The organism is Hyphomonas neptunium ATCC 15444, assembly GCF_000013025.1.
Classification (GTDB): domain Bacteria; phylum Pseudomonadota; class Alphaproteobacteria; order Caulobacterales; family Hyphomonadaceae; genus Hyphomonas; species Hyphomonas neptunia.
This window is the reverse complement of the sequence record NC_008358.1, coordinates 1150738-1172733: the sequence shown is the minus strand read 5'-3', so window position 1 is coordinate 1172733 and position 21996 is coordinate 1150738. Positions and strand designations below refer to the sequence as shown.

At 63.1% G+C, this 21996-nt stretch carries 21 protein-coding genes and 1 riboswitch; of the genes, 3 read left to right on the top strand and 18 right to left on the bottom strand.

Annotation, left to right across the window (positions count from 1 at the left end):
- The first annotated feature begins 55 nt into the window (after positions 1-55).
- A complete protein-coding gene (locus HNE_RS05755; RefSeq protein ID WP_011646178.1) occupies positions 56-535 on the top strand; it encodes an outer membrane protein assembly factor BamE in 480 nt (159 codons plus the stop codon).
- 340 nt (positions 536-875) lie between these two features.
- On the opposite strand, the gene HNE_RS05750 is transcribed toward HNE_RS05755, so the two are convergent.
- The 18 genes from HNE_RS05750 to HNE_RS05665 form a co-directional block, all read right to left on the bottom strand.
- Entirely contained in the window at positions 876-3053 is a 2178-nt protein-coding gene (locus tag HNE_RS05750) for a sodium-translocating pyrophosphatase (protein ID WP_011646177.1), read from the bottom strand.
- Positions 3054-3172: 119 nt separating this feature from the next.
- The gene (gene thiL / locus HNE_RS05745; RefSeq protein ID WP_011646176.1) at positions 3173-4126 is read right to left on the bottom strand and encodes a thiamine-phosphate kinase; all 954 of its coding nucleotides are present in this window, start codon (positions 4124-4126) and stop codon (positions 3173-3175) included.
- 9 nt (positions 4127-4135) lie between these two features.
- On the bottom strand, positions 4136-5092 hold the full coding sequence (locus tag HNE_RS05740; RefSeq protein ID WP_011646175.1) for an acetyl-CoA carboxylase carboxyltransferase subunit alpha: 957 nt from the start codon (positions 5090-5092) through the stop codon (positions 4136-4138).
- Positions 5093-5136: 44 nt separating this feature from the next.
- Complete coding sequence (locus HNE_RS05735) at positions 5137-6069, bottom strand: type II secretion system F family protein (RefSeq protein WP_011646174.1); 933 nt, start codon at positions 6067-6069, stop codon at positions 5137-5139.
- Positions 6070-6081: 12 nt separating this feature from the next.
- Positions 6082-7065: a type II secretion system F family protein gene (locus HNE_RS05730; protein ID WP_233352007.1), complete on the bottom strand. Its 984-nt coding sequence runs from the start codon at positions 7063-7065 to the stop codon at positions 6082-6084.
- Between the two features lie 14 nt (positions 7066-7079).
- The gene (locus HNE_RS05725; RefSeq protein ID WP_011646172.1) at positions 7080-8468 is read right to left on the bottom strand and encodes a CpaF family protein; all 1389 of its coding nucleotides are present in this window, start codon (positions 8466-8468) and stop codon (positions 7080-7082) included.
- A complete protein-coding gene (locus HNE_RS05720) occupies positions 8465-9682 on the bottom strand; it encodes an AAA family ATPase (protein WP_011646171.1) in 1218 nt (405 codons plus the stop codon). The genes HNE_RS05725 and HNE_RS05720 overlap by 4 nt, the downstream gene beginning before the upstream one ends.
- Positions 9679-9942 carry a hypothetical protein gene (locus HNE_RS05715; RefSeq protein ID WP_011646170.1) on the bottom strand — a complete coding sequence of 88 codons (264 nt, stop codon included), beginning with the start codon at positions 9940-9942 and terminating at the stop codon, positions 9679-9681. The genes HNE_RS05720 and HNE_RS05715 overlap by 4 nt, the downstream gene beginning before the upstream one ends.
- Before the next feature lie 3 nt (positions 9943-9945).
- Positions 9946-11244 carry a type II and III secretion system protein family protein gene (locus HNE_RS05710; protein WP_011646169.1) on the bottom strand — a complete coding sequence of 433 codons (1299 nt, stop codon included), beginning with the start codon at positions 11242-11244 and terminating at the stop codon, positions 9946-9948.
- Entirely contained in the window at positions 11244-12131 is an 888-nt protein-coding gene (cpaB, locus tag HNE_RS05705) for a Flp pilus assembly protein CpaB (RefSeq protein ID WP_011646168.1), read from the bottom strand. Before cpaB ends, HNE_RS05710 begins: the two co-directional genes overlap by 1 nt.
- 188 nt (positions 12132-12319) lie before the next feature.
- Positions 12320-13315 (bottom strand): threonine ammonia-lyase, encoded by a 996-nt coding sequence (locus HNE_RS05700; protein WP_011646167.1) that lies wholly within the window; start codon positions 13313-13315, stop codon positions 12320-12322.
- 231 nt (positions 13316-13546) lie between these two features.
- Positions 13547-14419 (bottom strand): UTP--glucose-1-phosphate uridylyltransferase GalU, encoded by an 873-nt coding sequence (gene galU / locus HNE_RS05695; protein WP_011646166.1) that lies wholly within the window; start codon positions 14417-14419, stop codon positions 13547-13549.
- 83 nt (positions 14420-14502) lie between these two features.
- Positions 14503-14745: a hypothetical protein gene (locus HNE_RS05690; protein WP_035590567.1), complete on the bottom strand. Its 243-nt coding sequence runs from the start codon at positions 14743-14745 to the stop codon at positions 14503-14505.
- A gap of 107 nt (positions 14746-14852) precedes the next feature.
- Positions 14853-15602 (bottom strand): ABC transporter ATP-binding protein, encoded by a 750-nt coding sequence (locus HNE_RS05685; protein WP_011646164.1) that lies wholly within the window; start codon positions 15600-15602, stop codon positions 14853-14855.
- Positions 15599-16582, bottom strand: a complete 984-nt coding sequence (locus tag HNE_RS05680; protein ID WP_011646163.1) for a FecCD family ABC transporter permease — start codon at positions 16580-16582, stop codon at positions 15599-15601. The genes HNE_RS05685 and HNE_RS05680 overlap by 4 nt, the downstream gene beginning before the upstream one ends.
- Complete coding sequence (locus tag HNE_RS05675; RefSeq protein WP_011646162.1) at positions 16579-17361, bottom strand: ABC transporter substrate-binding protein; 783 nt, start codon at positions 17359-17361, stop codon at positions 16579-16581. Before HNE_RS05675 ends, HNE_RS05680 begins: the two co-directional genes overlap by 4 nt.
- A 26-nt stretch (positions 17362-17387) precedes the next feature.
- Entirely contained in the window at positions 17388-19238 is a 1851-nt protein-coding gene (locus tag HNE_RS05670; RefSeq protein WP_148205815.1) for a TonB-dependent receptor plug domain-containing protein, read from the bottom strand.
- 109 nt (positions 19239-19347) lie between these two features.
- Positions 19348-19538, bottom strand: a riboswitch (cobalamin riboswitch).
- A gap of 134 nt (positions 19539-19672) precedes the next feature.
- Positions 19673-20440 carry an SDR family NAD(P)-dependent oxidoreductase gene (locus tag HNE_RS05665; protein ID WP_011646160.1) on the bottom strand — a complete coding sequence of 256 codons (768 nt, stop codon included), beginning with the start codon at positions 20438-20440 and terminating at the stop codon, positions 19673-19675.
- 59 nt (positions 20441-20499) lie between these two features.
- Here HNE_RS05665 and HNE_RS05660 point away from each other — a divergent pair, with 59 nt between their 5' ends.
- Both HNE_RS05660 and HNE_RS05655 read left to right on the top strand, forming a co-directional pair.
- The gene (locus HNE_RS05660) at positions 20500-21627 is read left to right on the top strand and encodes a Re/Si-specific NAD(P)(+) transhydrogenase subunit alpha (protein ID WP_035590570.1); all 1128 of its coding nucleotides are present in this window, start codon (positions 20500-20502) and stop codon (positions 21625-21627) included.
- Entirely contained in the window at positions 21624-21995 is a 372-nt protein-coding gene (locus HNE_RS05655; protein WP_011646158.1) for a proton-translocating transhydrogenase family protein, read from the top strand. Before HNE_RS05660 ends, HNE_RS05655 begins: the two co-directional genes overlap by 4 nt.
- Position 21996 lies beyond the last annotated feature (1 nt).

Below are 21996 nucleotides of genomic sequence, written 5' to 3'. Positions count from 1 at the left end.
GCCAAGCCCGGTTACCTGTCGCTAGGTCTGCGGTCAAAGCCTATAGGAGCCATACATGGCGCGTCTTTCTCTTGTGGCCGCAGGCCTTCTTGCCGCACTGCCGCTGACAGCCTGTCTGAGCCCGGCGCGGGATTTCCACGGCTACATCGCAGATGAAGTCCAGCCTATCGACATCAAGCCGGGCGATGACACCCGCTCGACCGTGCTGGCCCAGCTCGGCTCGCCTTCCACCGAAGGTCTCTTCGATACCAATATCTGGTTCTATTATTCCGACATCCAGGAACGCTTCGCCTTCTACCGGCCCAAGGTGGTCGAGCGCAGCATCATTGCGATCAGTTTCAGCGAAGATGACGCGGTCGATGAGGTTGTGAAGTACAGCGTCACCGACGGCCAGATCGTCTCCTATGCCTCGCGCGAGACGCCCACACGTGGCCGCGAACTTGGCTTCTGGGAACAGATCTTCGGCACCGTGGGCGCCGTCCGCCTGCCCAACACGGATGAAACGACACCGGGCAACCCGACCGGCCGCCGCTAGGCGTTCATCCAATACCGGAATCCAAAGGCCGCAGCTGGAAACCCGGCTGCGGCCTTCTTCGTTCAGTCGGTCAATCGATGGCTCCCAGTGGCCACCGGGGCATCGTGTGACGCTTGGCGTGTCAACGCGCCCCTACCGGAGGCCTGATTGTCCTGCTGAACCTCCCTGCGCAGCGTTCTGATCGCACTGGCGCTGCTTTGAGGCGGACAATAGGGCGCCCGGAGCCGGCGCCCAATAGAAACGAAACCGCGCCCCTATAGGATTTGCCGATATGAGCGGCGCACAAACAAAAACTCCCGGAGTCGCCTCCGGGAGTTTTCATTGAATTCACCTCTGACACTCAGTGTCCGGCAAGAACCGCCAGCATCAGAAGGGCCACGATGTTCGTGATCTTGATCATCGGGTTCACGGCGGGGCCGGCAGTGTCCTTGTAGGGATCACCCACCGTGTCGCCCGTCACAGCGGCCTTGTGGGCTTCAGAGCCCTTGCCGCCATGATGGCCGTCTTCGATATACTTCTTGGCGTTGTCCCATGCGCCGCCGCCCGAGGTCATCGAGATGGCAACGAACAGGCCGGTTACGATCACGCCCAGCAGCATTGCGCCGACCGAGGCAAGCGCCTCGCCCGGTCCGCCGATCACCAGGATGACACCGAACAGAATGATCGGAGACAGCACCGGCAGAAGCGAAGGAATGATCATTTCCTTGATCGCCGCTTGTGTCAGCATATCCACGGCCCGGCCATAATCGGGCTTTACTTCGCCCTTCATGATGCCCGGCATTTCGCGGAACTGGCGGCGAACCTCTTCAACGACGGCTTGCGCCGCGCGGCCCACAGCCATCATCGACATGCCACCGAACAGGAACGGCAAAAGGCCGCCGAACAGCAGACCAACCACGACGTAGGGATTGGCAATCGAGAAGTCGACCGTGATGTTGTAGAAGAACGAGCCCTCTGTCGCACGAGCGGTAAAGTAACTCAAATCCTCTGCATACGCCGCAAACAGCACCAGTGCGCCGAGACCGGCAGAGCCGATCGCGTAGCCTTTGGTAACCGCCTTGGTCGTGTTGCCGACAGCGTCCAGCGCGTCTGTGGTGGTGCGCACCTCAGAAGGCAGTTCTGCCATTTCGGCAATACCGCCCGCATTGTCCGTCACCGGACCAAATGCGTCGAGCGCCACGATCATGCCAGCCAGCGCCAGCATCGTCGTGGTGGCAATGGCAATGCCATAGAGACCTGCCAGGTTGTAGGTCAGCAGGATGCCGCCAATGATGGTCAGCGCTGGCAGAGCAGTCGCTTCCAGCGAAACGGCCAGACCCTGAATGACGTTGGTGCCGTGGCCGGACTCCGAAGCTTTCGCAATGGAGCGCACCGGACGATACTTCGTCTCGGTGTAATAGGCCGTGATCACAACGATCAGCAGGGTGACGAACAGACCCACCACGCCGCAGGCGAAGAGGTGCCAGCCCGTAATATCTGCTGCCTGGCCGGTTGCAGGATCGACGAGACCGAGCAAGGCGCCCGCGCCTTCCAGCGTGCCGCCCAGACCGCCCGGAAGGACGGTATGAATGGCAATGGCCAGACCGCCAATGGAGAGCACGCCGGTCACGTTGAGCGCCTTGTAGAGCGCGCCCATGACATTGGTGGACCCTTTGGACAGGGTGGCAAAGAAAGAGCCAATGATGGAGGTAACGATACACACCGCGCCGATGGCGAGGGGCAGCATCATGATCTCGGCGATGTAAGGCGTGGCTGCGAAATAGATCCCGCCAAGCACCATCGTGGCCACCAGGGTCACTGCATAGGTCTCGAACAGGTCCGCCGCCATGCCGGCACAGTCGCCAACATTGTCGCCCACGTTATCGGCAATCGTTGCCGGGTTGCGGGGATCGTCCTCGGGAATGCCGGCTTCAACCTTGCCGACCATGTCGCCGCCAACGTCTGCGCCCTTGGTGAAGATACCTCCGCCCAGACGGGCGAAGATCGAAATCAGCGAGGCGCCAAAGCCCAGCGACACCAGCGCGTCAATGATTTCGCGCTTCTGGTCTTCGTCCCCGAGGCTGAGCCCCAGCGGCCCGGTCAGCAGGCCGTAATAGCCAACGATGCCGATCAGCGCGAGGCCAACCACGAGCATGCCCGTGACCGCGCCGGACTTGAACGCCATCTTGAGGCCTTCATTCAGGCCGTGGCGTGACGCCTCCGTCGTGCGCACGTTTGCCCGCACCGAAACCAGCATGCCGATATAGCCCGCTGCCCCGGAGAGCACCGCGCCAATGACAAATCCCAGCGCAGCTTTCCAGCCGAGCAGGATCACCAGCACAATCGCGACAACCACGCCGACGATGCCGATGGTGCGATACTGACGCTTCAGATAGGCGTTTGCGCCTTCCTGAATGGCGGCGGCAATTTCCAGCATGCGGGCATTGCCCGCAGGGGCTTTCATGATCGATTGGATCTGAACCCAACCGTATAAGACTGACAGTATACCTGCACCAAGTGCCAGGGCGTACCATGTCATAGGCTTTCCTCCTTGCTTTCCCCGAGAAAACTCAGCCGGATTGATTCCGGTCTGGTCTTTTTTTCTTCTTAGACCGACTTGCCTGCCAGCCGGGCCGGACGCGCGCAAGATGCATCGCGTCAGGAGCGAGCGGCAGGACCACCGACTCGGCCATGCTCGAAGGCGAGAGTTTCCGGCAAGTTAACGGGTTTTCCACAGTGAGAGGCCACAAGCCCCGCCCCCTCGGCCAGGCGCCCGATCCGGGTCACCCGCAATCCAAAATCCTGAATGAAACCAGCCGCTTGAGGCGGCGCCGCAAACAGCAGCTGATAATCATCGCCCCAGCTCGAAAGATCGATCATTTCCTCAAGGCTCGCCGCCCCGCCTGCAAACGGCACCTGGTCGAGGTCGATTTGCGCGCCCAGCCCGCTGGCCGCCGCCAGGCTGGACAGGTCGCCCAGCAGCCCGTCGGAAATATCCATCGCCGCGCTCGCATGGGCGGAAATCAGCCCCGCCGCCTCAAGCGGAGGCAGCTCCGGCACCTGCAACGCGTTCAGCCAGCCGGCCTCGCCCAGCCCTTGCGTTTTCCACAGATACCCCCGCCTTGCCGCGCCGATCTCCCCGGTCACCCAGACGTCATCCCCCGCCTTGCCCCCGCCCCGGCGCACCGGCGCAGGCCCCAGGCATTCGCCTGTCAGGGTCAGCGACAGGAAGAGGCCCCCCGGTGTCATCACCGTGTCGCCGCCAGCCAAGAGGATGCCCCACCTGTCCAGTTCTGTCCCGAAACTGTCCGCAAATGTCCCGATCTGTCCCGGATTGCGCCCCGCCTGGGGCCATCCGAGGGTCAAAAGCGCCTCCCGCGGAACCGCGCCAGAGCCCAGAATATCCGACACATTCACCCGCACCAGCTTGCGCGCAATCGTCTCGACCGGATCGTCAGCAAAAAAGTGCACGCCCTCCACCATCGCGTCCACCGTCGCAATGAGAGGCCCGTAACCCTTTGAAATTTCAGCCGTATCGTCGGTCAGACCCGCCGCGCCCGGCGCCTTGGCCAGCGGCGCGAAATACTGGCGTATCCAGTCCTTCTCGGCCATCAGAGGCCCTTAAAGGCCCTCACGGCCAATGGCATAGAACCGCTCCCGCCGCTGCGCCCGCAGCTCGGCGGGCGACATGCCCTCCAGCTCCTGAAGCACAGCGTCAATCGCCTTGGCGGCCGACGCCATCGCCCGTTGCGGGTCCCGGTGCGCCCCGCCGACCGGCTCCTTGACGATGCCGTCGACGATCTTGTGGCGCAGCAGCTCCGGCGCGGTAATGCCCATCGCCTCGGCCGCGTCCTTCGCCTTGGTCGCGTCGCGATAGAGGATCGACGCGCAGCCCTCCGGCGAGATCACTGAATAAATTGCATATTCCATCATCAACACGCGGTTTGCCGCCGCAATGCCGATGGCCCCGCCGGACATGCCCTCGCCGATGATCAGCGTCACAAACGGCACGCCCAGCGACAGCCCGCGCTGTGTGCCCCGCGCAATCGCCTCTGCCTGGCCGCGTTCTTCGCCGCCCTTGCCGGGATAGGCGCCCGCCGTATCGGGGAAGGAAAGGACCGGGATGTTGAACTTCTCGGCCAGATCCATCAGGCGCACGGCCTTCCGGTAGCCCTCGGGGTGGGCCATGCCGAAATTGTGCTTCAGGCGTTTCTCGGTCGTGCGGCCCTTCTCATGGCCGATGACTACCACCGAGCGCCCCTTGAACCGGGCAAGACCGCCAATGATGGCCTCGTCATTGCCGAACACGCGGTCACCCGCCAGCTCCTCGAAATCCTCGAAGATGGTGTTGATGAAGTCCGAAAGATGCGGCCGGTCCGGGTGGCGCGCCACCTGCGTCACCCGCCAGGCGTTCAGCTCGGAATAAATCTGCTTGAGCTGTTTGACCGACTTGGTCTTCAGCTTCGCCAGCTCATCGCTGATCAACGGGCCATCCTTGCGAGCGGCAAGCGCTTCAAGCTCCGCGATCTTCGCGTCCAGCTCCGCAATCGGTTTTTCAAATTCGAGATAGGTTGCCATGGCTGTGTAACTAGCAATCCCGTTTCGCTTCGCCTAGCGGCTTTTCACCCAAGCGTCGTCATCAGCATGACCACCGCCGGCAGGATCAGAACCCCCAAAAGTACCGGAAAAACGAATATAATCAATGGCAAAGTCATTTTCGCGGGCAGCGCCATGGCTTTTTCCTCCGCCATGAGAATCCGCCGCTGACGCATATCAGCTGAGAAAACCCGCAAGGTTTGCCCCAGAGACGTGCCCATTTCCTCCGCCTGGCGCAGCATTGTGGCCAGTGAACCCGCCTCATCGATTCCCAGTCTTTCGGCAAAAGCCCGCCACGCCATCTTGCGCGATTTGCCCGCCCGCAGCTCAAGGGACAGCGTCCGCATATGGCCCGCGATTATCGGATGGCGCAGCTCCAGCTCCTCGCCGACACGCTGAACAGAGGCGTCCAGGCTGAGCCCGGCCTCCACGCAGGCGACCATCAGGTCCATCATATCGGGAAAGCCGCTGGAGCATGCCTGCTTGCGCTGCGAGATGCGCATGTCGAGAAACTTCCCCGGCGCCGCCAGGCCCGCCAGCACCAGGATGATGGAGGCCATCACCGGCACGTATCGGGGATATTCCTGCAGATACGGCAGCGCAAAGAACAGCGCCACCTGAGGGATCACAACGCAAATGAAGCGCGCGAGAAAATAGCGCGGCACAGCCTTGGCGCCGGTAAACCCGGCCTGGTTCAGCTTCGCCCGTGCCGCGCTCACCTCCGCACCATCGGTCGGCGCGGCATTGTCGGCGATGCCCATCACCGCCTTGCCCAGTTTGCTCTCGCTCCGCTTGGCTTCGGCCGCGCCCGTGCCCGGCCGGCGCGAGAGACGCCGCTCAATGTCGCCCGCATCCTGACGGCTGCGCAGAAATGAAATCAGCCCCGGCACCGCCAGCAGCAACGCCAGAAACCCCAGAACAAAGGGAATAACAGGACCGGAAGAGAGCAGCGCTGGCATTCATCCGCCTCCTTACATCTTGAAATTGATCATGCGATTCATGACCAGATTGCCAATGCCCATCCACACCAGCAGCCCCGCAAAGCTGTATTGGATCAGCGGCTCATGAATAACGCTGCCATAGAATTCCGGACGCAGCAGATGGATCGCGGTCATCACGATAAATGGCGCAGACGTCAGGATCATTGCGGAAACGCGCCCTTCAGACGACGCAGCCCGCACCTTCAGCCGCATCGTCTGCCGCTCACGGATGGTATTGGTATTGGATTTGAGAAGTTCCGTCAGATTGCCGCCGGTCTTCTCCTGAAGGCGCACGGTCGCGGCAAACAGTTCCACATCCGGATCGCCTGCCCGCTCCGCCATCCGCTGCACAGCGTTGGTCAGCGACATCCCGTAGGAAACTTCATCCGCCGTCATGCCAAATTCGGTGCCGATCGGATCAGGCATTTCCCGCGCCACCAGGCTTACCGCCGTGGCCACGGGATGGCCCGCCTCAAGGCTGCGGCAAACGATCTGCAAGGCGTCCGGCAACTGCGCCGCCAGCTTCTTCGCGCGGGCCCCCGCCAGATGGCGGATGACGAGAATAGGCGCGGCCACGAGCACAACAAAAAACACCGGGATGGCTGCAAAAAGCCCGCCCAGATAAATGAACGCCGCGACGCCTGCCACCGCAGCGCCGGCCAGAGACATAGCCGCCCATTTGGCGGGCTGGAACTTCAGTCCGGAGCGAACGATCAGCCGGTTCAGCCAATGCAGCGACATGGTCAGGTTGCCGTCCTGATCGAGCCCCCGGCTCTTGCGCAGCTCCACCATCGCCTCATTATGCGTGGCGTAACGATCCTTGAACTGAAGGCGCCGGTTGACGATCTGCTGGGTGCGGACATCCGAGACAAGGCTGAGCACAGACTGCACAGCCAGAAACAATGCGCCCACAGCCATGATCGCCGGGATCACCAGCCGCATATCGAGAGTTGCAAGATCCGGCAGCCCGAACACAGTCGCCCGCTCCTTCAGAATTTGCTGGATGGATCAAAGAGCCCGGCCGGCATGAACACGCCCTTGCGCTCCATTTCATCCACGAATTTGGGGCGCAGCCCCGTCGCCACAAAATGCCCCTGCACCTTGCCTTCCGGCGTGGTGCCCGTCCGCTCGAACTTGAAGATTTCCTGCAACTGGACAACCGAGCCTTCCATGCCGGTAATCTCGGCAATCGAAATCACCTTGCGCGAACCGTCTGACAGGCGTGTCGCCTGAACAATGAAGTTCACCGCCGAAGCTATCTGCCCCCGGATGGCCTCTTCAGAGATCTTCATGCCGCCCATCATCACCATCTGCTCAAGGCGGGTGATCGCATCGCGCGGATTATTGGCGTGGATCGTCGCCATCGAGCCTTCATGGCCGGTATTCATGGCCTGCAACATGTCGAAGGCTTCTTCGGAGCGCACCTCGCCGAGGATCACCCGGTCTGGACGCATCCGCAGGGCGTTTTTGACCAGCTCGCGCTGGCGGATCTCGCCCTTGCCCTCAATGTTCGGCGGGCGCGTTTCCATGCGTGCCACATGCGGTTGCTGCAGTTGAAGTTCGGCGGCGTCCTCAATGGTGATGAGGCGCTCGTCCGGATTAATCGCCGCCGAAAGCGCATTGAGCAGCGTCGTCTTGCCAGAGCCCGTGCCCCCGGAAATGACCGTCGATGCCCGGCATTTCACGGCCCCCAGAATGAATTCGGCGACCGGCTTGGGGATCGCGCCAAAGGCGACCAGCTTGTCCATCGTCAGCGGGGACTTTGAAAACTTCCGGATAGAGACGAGTGGCCCGTCAATGGCGATGGGCGCGACTGCGGCGTTCACCCGGCTGCCGTCCAGCAGACGCGCGTCCACCAGCGGCTGGCTCTCATCCACGCGCCGCCCGACCGCCGCCACAATCCGCTGCACGATCCGCAACAGGTGATCATTATCCGCAAAGCGCACCGGCGCCAGTTGCAGCTTTCCGCCCCGCTCAATGTAAACCTGGTTGCAGCCATTGATCAGAATATCCGCGATGGAATCGTCTTTCAGCAGCGGCTCAATCGGCCCCAGCCCGGTCATCTCGTCCATCACGGCGTCGGCAAATGACGCTTCCTCGGCAGCGGAGAGCGCCATCTCCTCCTTGCGGATAATCTCGCTGATGATGCCGCGCACGCGCCGCCGCATGGTCTCATCGTCCAGCTTGTCCAGCGCGGAGAGGTCCAGCTCGTCAATCAGCTTTGCATGCACGCGGAGCTTTGCGTCCAGAAGGTCAAACGATGCCTGCTCGGCCTGCGTCTGTTTGGGAGACACCGCAGGCGCTGCTTGCGGAGCGACCGGCGCCGGAACAGCCTCGGCCACCTTCGGCGCCGCATTGGTAAATCCAAACCGGCTCATCGTTTCGCTCGCTTCGCTTTATGGCTCGCCTCAAAGGCGGCAAGCGTTTCTTCCGGCGCAAACTTGCGCACCAGCCCGGCAACATCTGCCACCAGCAGGCTCTTGGGTTTCACGTCAGCGATGGGCTTGCCGAGATTGACCGCTGTGCGGGCTGCGTCCCAGTCCGATGTGATGGTCACATCGATCGTGCGCTCAATAGACTTCTCGGCCTTGTCGACCGGAAACCCCGCGCGAAACTGCTTCTTGGGGAACATCCGGTTCAGCACAAGCCGCGCCTTCGATCCGCCTGCCCGCAAGATGTCGATGTCCCGGCACATATCCGCCGCTGCATGCAGGCTCGGCACCGTCAGCTCACTGACCACAATTGCCTGATCCACAGCCGCCATCACGGGCTTTGTCCACGGCATCATGTGGCGCGGCATGTCCAGCAGCACATATTCAAAGGTCGCGCAGGTCACGTCCAGCAGCCGCAGGATCGCCGCCTCCGTCGCCATCGCATCCGCATCAGGATTACGCGGCGACGTGATGATCGACACCCCGTCCTCATGCTGCCAGCACCACGCCGCCAGCAGCCGCTCATCCAGCCGCTCCGGCGCCGCCGACAATGCCTTGAGGTCCAGCTTGGGCACCGCCTCCAGAAAAGACGCGGTCATCCCGTCGGCCAGGTTCAAATCCACCAGGCACACCTTGCCCGGTCCGACAATCCTGGCCAGCGCAAACGCGCTTTCAATCGCCAGCGTCGAAACGCCCGCTCCGCCGACTGCCCCGCGAAACGCCCAGCAGACCGATGCGCGCGGCGTATCCTTTTCTCGTTCCGATACCCGCGTCTGGCACAGCCGCTCGAACGCCGATGCAATATCGCTCGCGCTCGCCGAGGCCGGCAGAATATCCGACGCTTCTATTTTCATCAGTGCCCGTACCATATGCGCCGGCAGATGATCAGACACCACCACAACCACGCTGGACGGGCGCTCCACGGCCAGCAACAGCAACAGCTGGTCCCAGCCTGGCACGCCCTGCTCAATCAGAATAAGCCCGCCGCCATGGCGCAGCACCGTTTCCGGCGGCGTCAGGGCGCTTGCATCGGCCAGCTCTCCGCAATGGGGCGCCAGTGCCTCAAGTGCGCCGGGCCGCGCCAACGCCGCCAGCGCGGGCAGAACCGGCGCCGCGCGCTCCCCATCTGGCGACTGGGTTGCAACCGCTCTCTGGCTCACTCCCCGCCTCCCGTGCCACCGGCGTCCGCCAGCGTCTTCGTCTTGCCATCATTGAGTGCCTGCACGGCCTTTGCCGCGCGCACGCCCGAACTCGCTGCCACTTCCCGAGAATTGGGAAGGTTCACATCGCGCACAGCCTGCGCCGCAATGTTCGCCCGCGTTGCCGCGCCCAACACATACTGGTCCTGCCGGTCATAGGACGCACACCCCGAAAGCAGGCAGCCCGCCGCTATCAGTGAGACCCTGATTGCTCTGGTCATATGTCAGTCCCCTGTATTTGTGGTGAGATCGCTGGTCGTCTTGCCCAGCAGGAAAAGCTCTGCTTCGGTCGGCTCGCTGACCGAATCCAGCGGCGAAACGATGGCTTCTGGATGCGAGAAAGGCTGAACCAGGCGCGGCGTCACGATGATCACCAGCTCGGTCTCGTTGCGCTGATAGCGCTTGGACGAGAACAGTGAGCCGAGGATCGGCACATTGCCGAGCCACGGCGTCTGGCGCACATCATTGGTGTAATTGTTCTGCAACAGCCCGGCGATCGCAAACGCCTGCCCATCATGCAGCTCAACCGTCGTATCGGCCCTGCGCACGGAGACACCCGGAATGTCGATGTTCGAGGCCCGAATGCCGTTGCCCCGGTCCAGCGCGGAAACTTCCGGCCGCACACGGAGGTTCACCAGCCCGTCGCCCAGAACCGTTGGTGTAAAGTCGAGGCTCACCCCGAACTTCTTGAACTCGACGGTCACCTCATTGTCCCGGCTCGAAACCGGAATGGGAAATTCCCCGCCCGCCAGAAAGCTCGCCGTATCGCCCGACAGCGCCACCAGATTGGGCTCGGCCAGTGTCCGGATCACGCCCTTCTCTTCGAGCGCCCGAAGGCTGACATCAATATTTTCTCCGCCCACATTGGTGAATACGGCAAGAGTTTTTTCAAGCAGGCCGGAAACCGTCCCGCCCTCTGTCCCGGCCACCACATCATTGGCGTCAATCGTGTTGCCAAAGCCGATCTCGCGCACGGCTTTCCGGCTTGCCTCCAGAAATCGTACTTCCAGCATCACCTGTTGACTCTGGCCTACAGAAAGCCCGTTGGCCACCCCGCCGGGAACATGCCGCTCAGCCAGCTGCAACGCCATATCGGCGGCGGCGGCCGTCGTTACCTTGCCGTCAAGATACACCCCGTCATGCACCGCATACACATCAATGATCTCGCCCGGCAGAAGGCGCCCAAGGTCGCCGCGCAGCTCATCCAGACCGAGCTTCACTTCCACTTCAATCAGCTCGGCAATGGCTCCGGCCTCGTCATAGATCAGCACCGTCGTGCCGCCCGGCTTCTTGCCACGCACAAAGAAAGACCGGTTCGAGGTCGGCATCGCTTCGGCAATTTCCGGATCGGCCACCACAATCGTTGCAAAGGCCGCATCGGCCTCCACGACGGCCGATTTACCCCGGCGCAGCTCCAGCTGATCTGCGCCCGCAGGCGCCGAGCGCTGCGTCCAGGCCAGCGCGGGTTGAGCGCACAGAGCGGCCAGACAGCTTGCTATCAGTATACGGCGAATACCAGACATCAGCTGGCTCCTTCAGTAAGCTTGACCGGGGCCGCAGGCGGCGCCACTGGCGTCGAAACCTGCGCATCTTCCGATCCATGAATCACCCGCACGGTCGCGGTCGTCGGCGCGCGCACCGTCCGCGCAGGCCGCGTCTGCGGCCGTTTCGGCGGCGCCACCTTTGGCACTGCTATGATCTCCGCCAGTTCCTCTTCCCGCCCGATCAGCGCCAGCCCCAGCGCCGCGCGCCGGCTGGCCGCGCCCAGCAGCAGCGCATCTTGGGGCGTAACCTCCAGAGTAACCGTGTTGGACGGATACGCGCCCTCAAGCCCCTCTTCAAATGTCTGGTCCACGGCCAGAACCTTCACGCCCTTCAGCACAGGCTGGGCAAACACATCGGCCGAGCGCCGCGAATCCTCGGGCGCGCCGCGCGCGTCCTTGGCTTCGACGAATTCGTTCACGTCCACCCGGTCTCCCGGCAGCACAAAACCTGCAACACCGGTATCATTGGCCACCACGACCGACACCGCCCGCATGCCCGGCTGAATGTTGGCTGCCAATGTCAGCACACTGCCTGTCGTATCGATCTTCTCGGCCAGCAACGGCTCTCCGGCCACCACCAGACCGCGCGAATAGGCGGTCTCGCCCAGATCGGTCACCGCGCGCATGGCGCCAGCGGGCACCGCGCTTTCCGGCCAGTCGCGCATTTCCACCATGCTGGCGTCAATCAGCTTGCCCGGCTCTATGGTGGCCCTGGCAACGGCAATCTGCGTCATCGCAATCGCGGGCGCTGCCACGGCGGCATTGGCCTCTCCGCCATCGCCCGACATGAACTCTCGCCCGAAGAAGATGGCGCCCGCGCCAAGCGCCAGTGACAGGCCGAGGCTTATCAGGGGTATCGCTTTCATTCTGCAGCCCTCTATCGCGCAGCTTCTGCTGCGTTCCCGGCTACAGGTTTAATCAATACGCGATAAGGTCTCCTGAAAGAGACGCGGTTAATCTCCTCCGGGTGCGGAAGGTGAATTTAACCATACTTGTGGCGGCTTCACGAATTATTATCCGTAAGCAGACTTGGTTAACGCGCGTAAACCACACCCTACGCGCCCGCGCCCAAAATGGCGGCATACTGCGCCGCGTCCACATTCCCGCCCGAAACGATGATGCCGATCCGTTTGCCCTTCAGGGCCTCCGGCAGCCCGCTCAGCGCGGCCGCCAATGCCGCAGACCCGCCCGGCTCGGCCACCACGCGCAGATAGCGAAACGCCATCCGCATTGCCTCGCGCACATCCTCATCCGACACCCGGAAGGCCCCCGCCAGCTGCCGCTGGCCCAGCGCAAAGGTCAGGTATCCCGGCTGCGGTGTCAGGATGGCATCACAGATCGAGCGTGTTCCCGGCGCATTGGCGAGGATTTCCCCCGCTTCGAGAGACCGCGCCCAGTCGTCATGCGCCTCGGGCTCTGCCGCCCAGATTTTCGTGGCGGGCGAAAGCTGCCCGAAGGCCAGCGCCACGCCGTTGATCAGCCCGCCCCCGCCGGCCGGCGAAATCAGATGGTCCAGCGGCTTGCCCATCGCCTCGGCCTGGCGCGCAAACTCCAGGCCCGCCGTGCCCTGCCCGGCGATGATGTCGAAATCATCATAGCTGGGCACAATCGCCGCGCCGCGTTCGGCCGCCAGCCGCGCGCAGATCTCTTCGCGGTTCTCGGTGTTGCGGTCGTAAAGGTAAACCTCGCCGCCATCGGCCAGCACGCCGTCCACCTTCACCTGCGGGGCGTCCGACGGCATCACGATCAGCGCCGGCATCCCCAGCAGGCGCGCGGCCCGCGCCACGCCCTGCGCATGGTTGCCCGAGGAGAACGCCACAACGCCCGCCGCCTTGCCTTCCGGCGGCACCTGCGCCAGCCGGTTCATCGCCCCGCGGATCTTGAAACTTCCCGTTACCTGCAGGCATTCGGCCTTGATGAGCAGCTCCGCTCCGGCGGCCTCATCCAGTGCCGGATGGCTCAGCACAGGCGTCTCGCGCACGACGCCGCGCTGGCGCTGCTCGGCGGCAAGAACATCTTCAAAAGCGGGGAGTGTCAGGGTCTGGGTCATGGCGCCGTCCTAACCAGAACCGCGACGCGAGGTAAAGCGGGCAAAAGACCCGCCGCCCCCACTTCATATGACAGGATATTTCACCGCCACGTCCAGAGCCGCCCTTAACCCCTCTCGCGCGAAGTGGGAGAGGTTGCGGAGGATCAGCGTTTGCACTGCAAACGCCCGGAGCAGGCCCGCGCTCGAAGAGCGTGGGAGGTGAGGGCTGCAACAGTTCGGGTTACAGAAGGCTCAAAGCCCCTGCGCGGTCTTCTTCACCAGTGCGCGGGCAAACTCCGCCGTATCCGGATTATCCAGCGCATGGGCCAGCACGGCATCGAAATAGCCGGTCTTGTTGCCGCAATCATGGACAGAGCCTTCAAATTCGTAGGCGTAGAAGTCCTGAAGCTCCATCAGCTTGGCCATCGAGTCGGTCAGCTGGATTTCCCCGCCTGCGCCCGCGCCCTGTTTTTCCAGAAGACCAAAGATTTCCGGCTGGAGGATGTAGCGCCCGGTGATGGCAAGGTTAGACGGCGCGCTGTCACGCGGCGGCTTTTCCACCATGCCGGACATCTTGATCAGGCGGCCATCACGCGAAACCGGCGCGATCACCCCATAGGAAGAGACGCGCTCTTCAGGCACAGGGTCAACGGCGACGATATTGCCGCCCACCTTGTCATAGGCGTCGACCATCTGCTTCAGGCTCGAAGGCTTACCCTTCACGATCACATCGGGAAGCAGCACGGCAAACGGCTCGTTGCCGATCACATCGCGCGCACACCATACCGCATGGCCCAGGCCCAGCGGCGCCTGCTGGCGTACAAAGCTGGATGAGCCGGCCGGAAGGCGCGAGGCCTCGACCTGTTTGAGAATATCGGTCTTGTTCTTGAGCTTCAGCTGGGCTTCCAGCTCATAGGCATGGTCGAAATAGTCTTCGATGGCGCCTTTGCTGCGGCCAGTGACGAAAACGATGTGCTCGATCCCGGCCTCGATGGCCTCATCGACCACATACTGGATCACCGGACGGTCCACCACGGGCAGCAATTCCTTCGGAATCGCCTTGGTGGCAGGCAGCACACGCGTGCCGAGCCCGGCCACGGGAAGAACAGCTTTTCTGACGCGCATGCGCGGTAACTCCCTGAGAATCTAAGTGCCGGAACGACACGACCTGCTTATCCCTAGCAAGTCGCCTGCCACGCGAAAACCGTTCAGGCGCCGCTTTGCAGGATCAGGGCAGCCACCCACATGGAAAGGGCAACAACCAGCACCATTGTCATGATGCGCATCAGGCGGGGTTCATTGCGGGCCGAGAACGCCGCTTCGATCCGGGCCTGAAGATGGTGGACAGGCGAGTGATGCCCTGAACGCGCCGGTGCGTCGGCGGGCGCGCCGGCAGGCTCTGCCGCGGGCGTTTCAGGTTCCTGGTCGAGGGGTTTTTTGACGGCGTTCACGAGGTCACCTTTGGGCTCATATTGTCCCGATTTGTCCGGATTTGTCCCGTTTTGTCCCAAATCTGACCTAACATGAGCCTAACGCGGCCGATAAAATTCCAGAAATGTCAGGGATTGGCGCGCTCCAACCGCCCCTCAGCGCTTTTGCGTACCCCAAACACCTGCCCCAGCACCTCTGCCGACAATGCCGCGTCAGGTGCCCCATCGGCCACCAGTTCACCCGCCTGCATCACCAGAACGCGGGGGCAAAACCGCGCCGCCAGTTCCAGATCATGCAGCACCACAATCACCGTCCGCCCCGCCGCCGCTTCGGCCGCCAGCGCCGCCATCAGCGAGAGCTGATGGGCAATGTCGAGTGCCGCGCAGGGCTCGTCCAGCAGCAGCACCGGCGCCGGAGACGCCAGCAGCCGCGCCAGATGCACGCGCGCCTGCTCGCCCCCGGAAAGTGCCTGAAAGGACCGCCCGATGAGGTGGGTAGCGTCCGCCTTCTCCAACGCCGCAACGACAGCGGCCCGGTCAGCCTCCCCCATCCGGTCGAAAGGGGCCGGCGCGCCGGCAAAACGCCCCAGCGCCACCACATCCTCGGCCAACAGGTTCCACGCAACCGGCCGTGTCTGGGGCAGCCAGGCAAGGCGTCTTGCCCGCTCCCGAACGGTCAGCTTATCCGCCGGGGCATCGCATATGCGAACCTCTCCTGCAGAAGGCGTCACCCCCGCCAGCGCCTTCAGCACCGAACTCTTGCCCGCCCCGTTGGGGCCAACCAGCGCTGCCAACTCGCCATCACGCAGCCAGAAGGAGACATCCCGCGCCACATCCCGGCCATTCAGGGCCACGGTCAGATGTTCAGCCGAAATCATGACGACGCCCTCCCCAGCCGGGTCGCGATCCAGATAAATACCGGCCCGCCCACCAGCGCCGCCGCAACGCCCAGCTTGAGTTCCTGCTGGAAGGGCAGAACGCGGATCGCAATGTCAGCCACCATCAGGATGATCCCGGCCAGCAGCGCCGACGGGATCAGCAACCGCTGTGGATCATGCCGCACGAAAGGGCGGATGATGTGCGGCGCAACGATTCCAACAAAGCCGATGGTGCCAGCCGTCGCCACGCTGGCACCTGCCAGCAGCGACGTGCCCCCGATCACCAGGAGGCGAATGCGGCGCGGATCGGCGCCGAGACTCGTCGCCGTCTCATCCCCAAGGCTCAGCGCCCGCAGGCCCGGCCCCGCCAGAAACACAAGCGCTGCTCCGATGATCCAGCCCGGCGCGCCCAGAAGGATGTCCGCCCAGGACCGGTTGGCCACCGATCCCATCATCCAGTTCACAAGATCGGCCAGGCTGTAGGGATTAGGCGCCATGTTGAGGGCCAGCGACATCAGCGCCCCGGCGAAGCTCGACAGGCCAATGCCGATCAGCAGCAGTGTCACACTGCGCGCCCCCCGCATCGCCGCAAACACCAGCAGCAGGGTCGCAATCCCGGCCCCAAGGATCGCCGCCAGCGGCACCGCAAAACTGTTCACCGCTGCAAAACCAAAGAAGATCGCGATCACCGCGCCGAGCGCCGAGAAGGCCGACACCCCCAGCACGCCGGGCTCCGCCAGCGGGTTCTGCAACAATCCCTGAAGCGCCGCACCGGCAAGGCCAAGCGCCGCGCCCACGGCAAAAGCGGCGACCGCGCGCGGCAGGCGCAGCTCCCAGATAATAATGCGCACCCGCTCGTCACCCTGCCCGGTCAGCGCCGCGAATGTATCGCCCAAAGCCAGCGGCGCCGTGCCCACCAGCGCCGAAATCGCAAACAGAAGCGCCGCCACAAGCGCCAGGATGAGCGTCAGGCGGCTCATCGCGCCGGCTCCAGCGCACCGGCAATATCGGCCGCTTCATCGGCCACAAACCATGCCCCGCAGGAAACCCGCGACTCGTCCATATCGATCACCTGCGCCTGCGCCATGAGCCGCTGCATCACCGGATGGCGGGACACAGACCAGCTGTCGGTCGCATCATCATCAAAACCGAAAAACGCCGCCAGCATCAGCGCGGGCGGCTCCAGAACCAGACTTTCCAGCGGCAGGTTTGTCCAGCCCGTGCCCGTATTTGCGTTCTCAAGTCCGGCATGGGTCATGATCGAGGCAATCATCGTATCCTTGCCCGCGCTGACCCCGCCGGGGGTAACGTAAAGCGCCTTGCGCCCGGTAGGCCGGGCCGGCGCAGGCGTCACGGCCAGAATGTCTTCGGCGCGCGAAGATTGCCCGATTGCAGCGGCCACATCGCGCAACAGACCTGCCGTTCCGTCTACGTCTTCGGCATAGCCGATCTGCACGGTCTCAATACCGAAACGCTGATAAAGGGAAAGCGCGCGCACATCCCCGCCCCAGCTGCGCACCACAACATCCGGCGCCAGCGCGACGACATCTTCTGCCGCCGCGCGCACCTTGGGAATGCCCGCCGCCTTCTCTCTCAAATGGCTGAAAGCGCGTTCGGAATCCTTGGAGAGCGCGAGTATCTGCTCCCGGTCTGCCAGCGCCAGCACGAACTGGTCCGCGCAGTAATCCAGTGACACGATCGTCGGCCGCGCAGGCGTAAGGCTGGCCGGCTCTGCCACAGCAAAACCGGCCAGTCCCATCAGGAAAAAGGCTGAAAGCCTCAGTCTCACTTCAGTTTCAGTCCCACGAATACACCAGCACCCGGACCATTATAGCCATAGATGTCGGTTGGCTTCTCATCGAACACATTCTGGCCCCGCAGCGTGATCGCAATCCGCTCCGTCAGCGGATATTCTGCGGTGATGCTGGCGAGCGTGTAGGCGTCGAGGCTGACAGGCCGTGACGGGAACGGCCCGAAATCGGTGTCACCCTGCTCGCCGACATAATCGAGCGCCGCGCCGAGCCGGAACCCGTTCGGATTGACCAGCCAGTCTGCCCCCAGGGACGCGGTTGCTTCAGGCACCCGGATTTCGTCCACACCGTTATTGTCCTGAGAGTCAAACAGGGTTGCCTGGCCGAAGAACGCCAGATTGGCGAGCGCCTGCCAGCGCGCAGCAAGCTCTACACCGCTCCGCTCACTGTCCGTGGCGCGGTTGGCCGGTGACGAGGTGAAGTCGGGATTGTAGGCGGTGTAGATCTCGTTCTCCAGATCGGCTTCAAAGTATGTGGCCGAATAGCTGACCGGTCCAACCGTCTGTTCCCAGCCGATTTCCCAGCTGGTGGACTCTTCCGGCTTCAGGTCGGGATTGCCGATGAAGCTGCCAGGGAAGAAGCCGAACAGTTCAGTGAAGGTCGGGTTTTTCACCCCGGTTCCGATCGAGGCGCGAACCCGCCCGCCGACCTGCTCAAATGCGTAGCCTGCGCCGAGACGCCATGTCGTGGCATCATCAAACCGGCCATCATTGTCGTCAAACCGCGCCGAGGCGGATGCATCAAACGCGCCGGCAGAGTAGCGGTACTCCGCGCCCACGCCGATGGACTCGAACGTCTCGGAAGCATCGGTTGCGCCGGCATACTGAACATCCGTGCGATCATACTCCTCACGCTCATAGTCGAGAATACCGGTCAGCGAATGCGCGCCATTGGCAAGGCTCGGCAACCAGGCGAGCTTGGTGCGCTGGCCCTTGGAAACATCCGTCTTTTGGCCATCGCTGAAATTATCCCGCTTCACTTCATTGAAGCTGGCGCGGATGACATGGTCCAGCGGCCCGGTTACGCCGCTGAGTGCGCCGCCCACCAGCCACTGGTCTGCTTCGGTGCGGCGGTCTTCATCGTCGAGAAGGCCGTCAAAATCCGTATCCGAATCAAATTCCGATTCCATGCCGCGGGCGAGGCCGATCAGCGAGAGCGACCAATCCGCCCCAAGATCAACCTTGCCGTTAACGAAGCCGGAGAGCGCTTCAGACCCATCCTTGGCGCCGCCGGTGCCGGATGTATCAACACCGTCGGTCGTGAACCCGGTGATGGCCCCGCCAAAGTTCTCGCCAGACAGGCCCAGTGCGCCGCGCACCGTGCCGAAGCTGCCAGCCTCGGCAAACGCATTCAGCCCCGCTTCGCGCGCAGCCGAAATGGAAACGACCCCGCCAATCGCGTCTGATCCGTGGATTGAGGACGACGCTCCGCGCAACACCTCGATACGGCCGGTGGGCAACGCGGTAAGCAGGCCGAAATCAGTATCCCCGTTCACGGGGTCGGAAATCTCGATGCCTTCAAACAGGACCAGCGTGTGGTTGGCTTCGGCGCCGCGCATGCGCACCTGGGTGAGCGCGCCGACGCCGCCCGCACGGGAGATCGCCACGCCGGGAACCGCGCGCAGCTGATCGGCCGGATTGGGGGAAAGACGAATGGCAAGATCGTCTGCCGTCAGAACAGAAACAGACGAAGTCAGACGGTCGAATTCAATCGGGCGCAGGCCGCTGACTTCGACAGGATCAAGAGTGAGGGTGTCTTCTGCCTGTGCAAACGAAGCAGTGATCACGAGCGCCGAAGCGCCCAGCAGTGCGGTTCTGAGGAACATATCCACAGCATCCTTCATTGGCCGGAGGGAGATCCCTCGCGGCGGGTTCATGACATGTCGCATGAACGGAAGGTGGCCTTCCGCGGCCCTACGCCTGTTCCCGGACGGCGAGCCAACGACGGCAACAGGCAGGTCTCCTGACTTCGCGGATCATCGCCGGAGAGAGCTGCCTTCCCGGTTTCCCAGTGGCGTATGGCTCACACGGCTCCCCGCTCACAGTTACGGGCATAGCGCCGGATTCTCACCGGCTTCCCTTTTCACCCGGACCATGATCCGGGCACCTGTTGCGTGAGGCGGCGTGTAATGCGGATTTTGCAGTGCGACAAGCGGGTAACGTCTCGGACCCCGCTCACCCCCGCGAAAGCGGGGGCCTCGGGCGGCTGATACCCTGCGAGATCCCCGCTTTCGCGGGGATCAGCGGGAAAAAGGTTTAATCAGAGACTGTTGAGCAGATGCCCGCCATCCACCACCAGCGTTGAGCCGGTCATGAAGCTTCCCGCGTCCGACGCCAGCAGCAACAGCGGCCCGGCCAGCTCATCAATGTCCCCGATACGCCGCATGGCGATCCGGCGGACCATCATCTGGCCCTGCTCGCTGTCGAGGAAATCGTCGTTGATCTCGGTCTTGAAATAGCCCGGCGCAATCGCGTTCACGCGCACGCCATAGCGGGCCATCTCCAACGCCATCTGGCGGGTCATATGGTCGACGCCGGCCTTCGACACGCAATAGGCGGTCGTCATCGCCTGCGGGTGCAGGCCGGTGATCGAAGCGATGTTGATGATCGAGCCCTTTGCCTTTGCGGCAACCATGGCATTGGCCCCGTGCTTGGCAACGCGCCACACGCCGGTGAGGTTTGTGTCGATCACCGCGTTCCAGTCATCTTCCGCCATATCGCGGAACCAGCCCTCGCGGGACATGCCGGAATTGTTGACGATGATGTCGGCGGGCCGGCCCAAAGCTTCCTTGATCGCGTCGAAGGCGGCAACGATGCTGCCATCATCGGTCACGTCCATGGCGACAGTCAGGGCATTGCCGCCCTTCCGGGTGATTGCGGCGGCCACTTCTTCCAGCCGGTCCATACGGCGTGCCGCAAGGATAACCGTTGCGCCGGCATCCGAAAGGACGTGCGCGAAATGGCGGCCGAGACCGCTGGATGCGCCTGTTACCAGCGCTGTCCTGTTAGCGAGACTAAACAAACTCATGCCCTAAACCCTCAAAATAACTATTGCACGGCGCAAAGTTTAACCTAATCCAAGGCACCATGAAGATATCAGTGCTCAAAGAACGGCGATCCGGCGAAACCCGCGTGGCGGCAACTCCGGAGACAGTCAAGAAACTAATTGGCCTGGGCCACACGGTCACGGTCGAGGGAGGAGCGGGAACCGTTGCCGGTTTCCTGGATGCAGCTTTTACCGAAGCGGGGGCCAGCATTGCGGGCTCTGCGGCCGAGGCGGCGAGCGGCGCGGACATTGTTTTCAAGGTCCGCCGTCCGGAGCCAGCAGAGATCGCGGCCCTGCCCGAAGGCTCGGCGCTGATCGCGCTGATGGAGCCCTTCGCGTACCCGGCCGAGGAAATCGCGGCGCTCAATGCAAAGAAGATCGCGGCGCTCTCGATGGAGTTCACCCCGCGAATCACGCGCGCCCAGTCGATGGACGCGCTCTCGTCCCAGTCCAACCTCTCAGGCTATCGCGCCATCATTGAAGGCGCCCAGATTTATGGCCGCGCCATGCCGATGATGATGACGGCGGCCGGCACCATTGCCCCGGCAAAAGTCTTCGTCATGGGCGCGGGCGTTGCCGGCCTCCAGGCCATCGCCACGGCCCGCCGCCTCGGCGCAGTCGTCACGGCGAACGATGTGCGCCCCGCCGCCAAGGAACAGGTCGCCTCGCTCGGCGCCAAGTTCATTGCCGTAGAGGATGATGAGTTCAAAGCGGCCGAAACCTCCGGCGGCTACGCCAAGGAAATGTCGGCTGAATACCAGGCCAAACAGGCCGCGCTGACCGCCAGCCACATTGCCAAGCAGGACATCGTCGTGACCACGGCGCTTATCCCGGGGCGCCCCGCGCCCGTGCTGATCACCGAGGAAATGGTGAAAAGCATGAAGCCCGGCTCGGTCATCATCGATATGGCCGTTGCACAGGGCGGCAACTGCCCGCTCTCGAAGGCCGATGAGATTGTCGATGTCGGCGGCGTCAAAGTGGCCGGGTTCTCGAACCTGCCCGCGCGTCTGCCCGCCGACTCCTCGTCGCTCTATGCCAAAAACCTGTTCGCCTTCATCCCGCTGATCACCGCCGAAAACGGCGCGATCAATCTCGATACCGAGGATGAAGTCGTCGTTGCCATGCTGCTCACGCGCAATGGCGCAACCGTTAGTGAAAGGCTGAAGTGATGAAACGCGCTACTGCCACTGCCCTCGCCCTCACCGCCTTCGCGCTTCCGGCTTTTGCGGACGCGGGCGGCATCGACTCGACCGTCTTCCTGGCGGCCATCTTCGCGCTGGCCTGCTTTGTCGGCTACTACGTCGTCTGGTCGGTCACCCCCGCGCTGCACACGCCGCTGATGGCTGTGACCAACGCGATTTCCTCCGTGATCGTCGTCGGCGCGCTCGTTGCCGCCGCCGCCCATGGCCTTTCTTCTGAAGGCTGGATTGCCAAGATCCTCGGCGCCATCGCCGTGGCCCTTGCCAGCGTCAACATCTTCGGCGGCTTCCTCGTCACCCAGCGCATGCTGGCCATGTATAAGAAGAAGGGGCAGTAGT

Coding starts and splice junctions, on each gene's coding strand:
- HNE_RS05675 (WP_011646162.1), bottom strand. CDS start 17,361: ATGGGACTGGCCGGTTTTGCTGTGGCAGAGCCGGCCAGCCTTACGCCT.
- galU (WP_011646166.1), bottom strand. CDS start 14,419: ATGCGCGTCAGAAAAGCTGTTCTTCCCGTGGCCGGGCTCGGCACGCGT.
- HNE_RS05735 (WP_011646174.1), bottom strand. CDS start 6,069: ATGCCAGCGCTGCTCTCTTCCGGTCCTGTTATTCCCTTTGTTCTGGGG.
- HNE_RS05740 (WP_011646175.1), bottom strand. CDS start 5,092: ATGGCAACCTATCTCGAATTTGAAAAACCGATTGCGGAGCTGGACGCG.
- HNE_RS05755 (WP_011646178.1), top strand. CDS start 56: ATGGCGCGTCTTTCTCTTGTGGCCGCAGGCCTTCTTGCCGCACTGCCG.
- HNE_RS05680 (WP_011646163.1), bottom strand. CDS start 16,582: ATGAGCCGCCTGACGCTCATCCTGGCGCTTGTGGCGGCGCTTCTGTTT.
- HNE_RS05700 (WP_011646167.1), bottom strand. CDS start 13,315: ATGACCCAGACCCTGACACTCCCCGCTTTTGAAGATGTTCTTGCCGCC.
- HNE_RS05685 (WP_011646164.1), bottom strand. CDS start 15,602: ATGATTTCGGCTGAACATCTGACCGTGGCCCTGAATGGCCGGGATGTG.
- HNE_RS05660 (WP_035590570.1), top strand. CDS start 20,500: ATGAAGATATCAGTGCTCAAAGAACGGCGATCCGGCGAAACCCGCGTG.
- HNE_RS05750 (WP_011646177.1), bottom strand. CDS start 3,053: ATGACATGGTACGCCCTGGCACTTGGTGCAGGTATACTGTCAGTCTTA.
- cpaB (WP_011646168.1), bottom strand. CDS start 12,131: ATGAAAGCGATACCCCTGATAAGCCTCGGCCTGTCACTGGCGCTTGGC.
- HNE_RS05725 (WP_011646172.1), bottom strand. CDS start 8,468: ATGAGCCGGTTTGGATTTACCAATGCGGCGCCGAAGGTGGCCGAGGCT.
- HNE_RS05670 (WP_148205815.1), bottom strand. CDS start 19,238: ATGTTCCTCAGAACCGCACTGCTGGGCGCTTCGGCGCTCGTGATCACT.
- HNE_RS05715 (WP_011646170.1), bottom strand. CDS start 9,942: ATGACCAGAGCAATCAGGGTCTCACTGATAGCGGCGGGCTGCCTGCTT.
- thiL (WP_011646176.1), bottom strand. CDS start 4,126: ATGGCCGAGAAGGACTGGATACGCCAGTATTTCGCGCCGCTGGCCAAG.
- HNE_RS05710 (WP_011646169.1), bottom strand. CDS start 11,244: ATGTCTGGTATTCGCCGTATACTGATAGCAAGCTGTCTGGCCGCTCTG.
- HNE_RS05665 (WP_011646160.1), bottom strand. CDS start 20,440: ATGAGTTTGTTTAGTCTCGCTAACAGGACAGCGCTGGTAACAGGCGCA.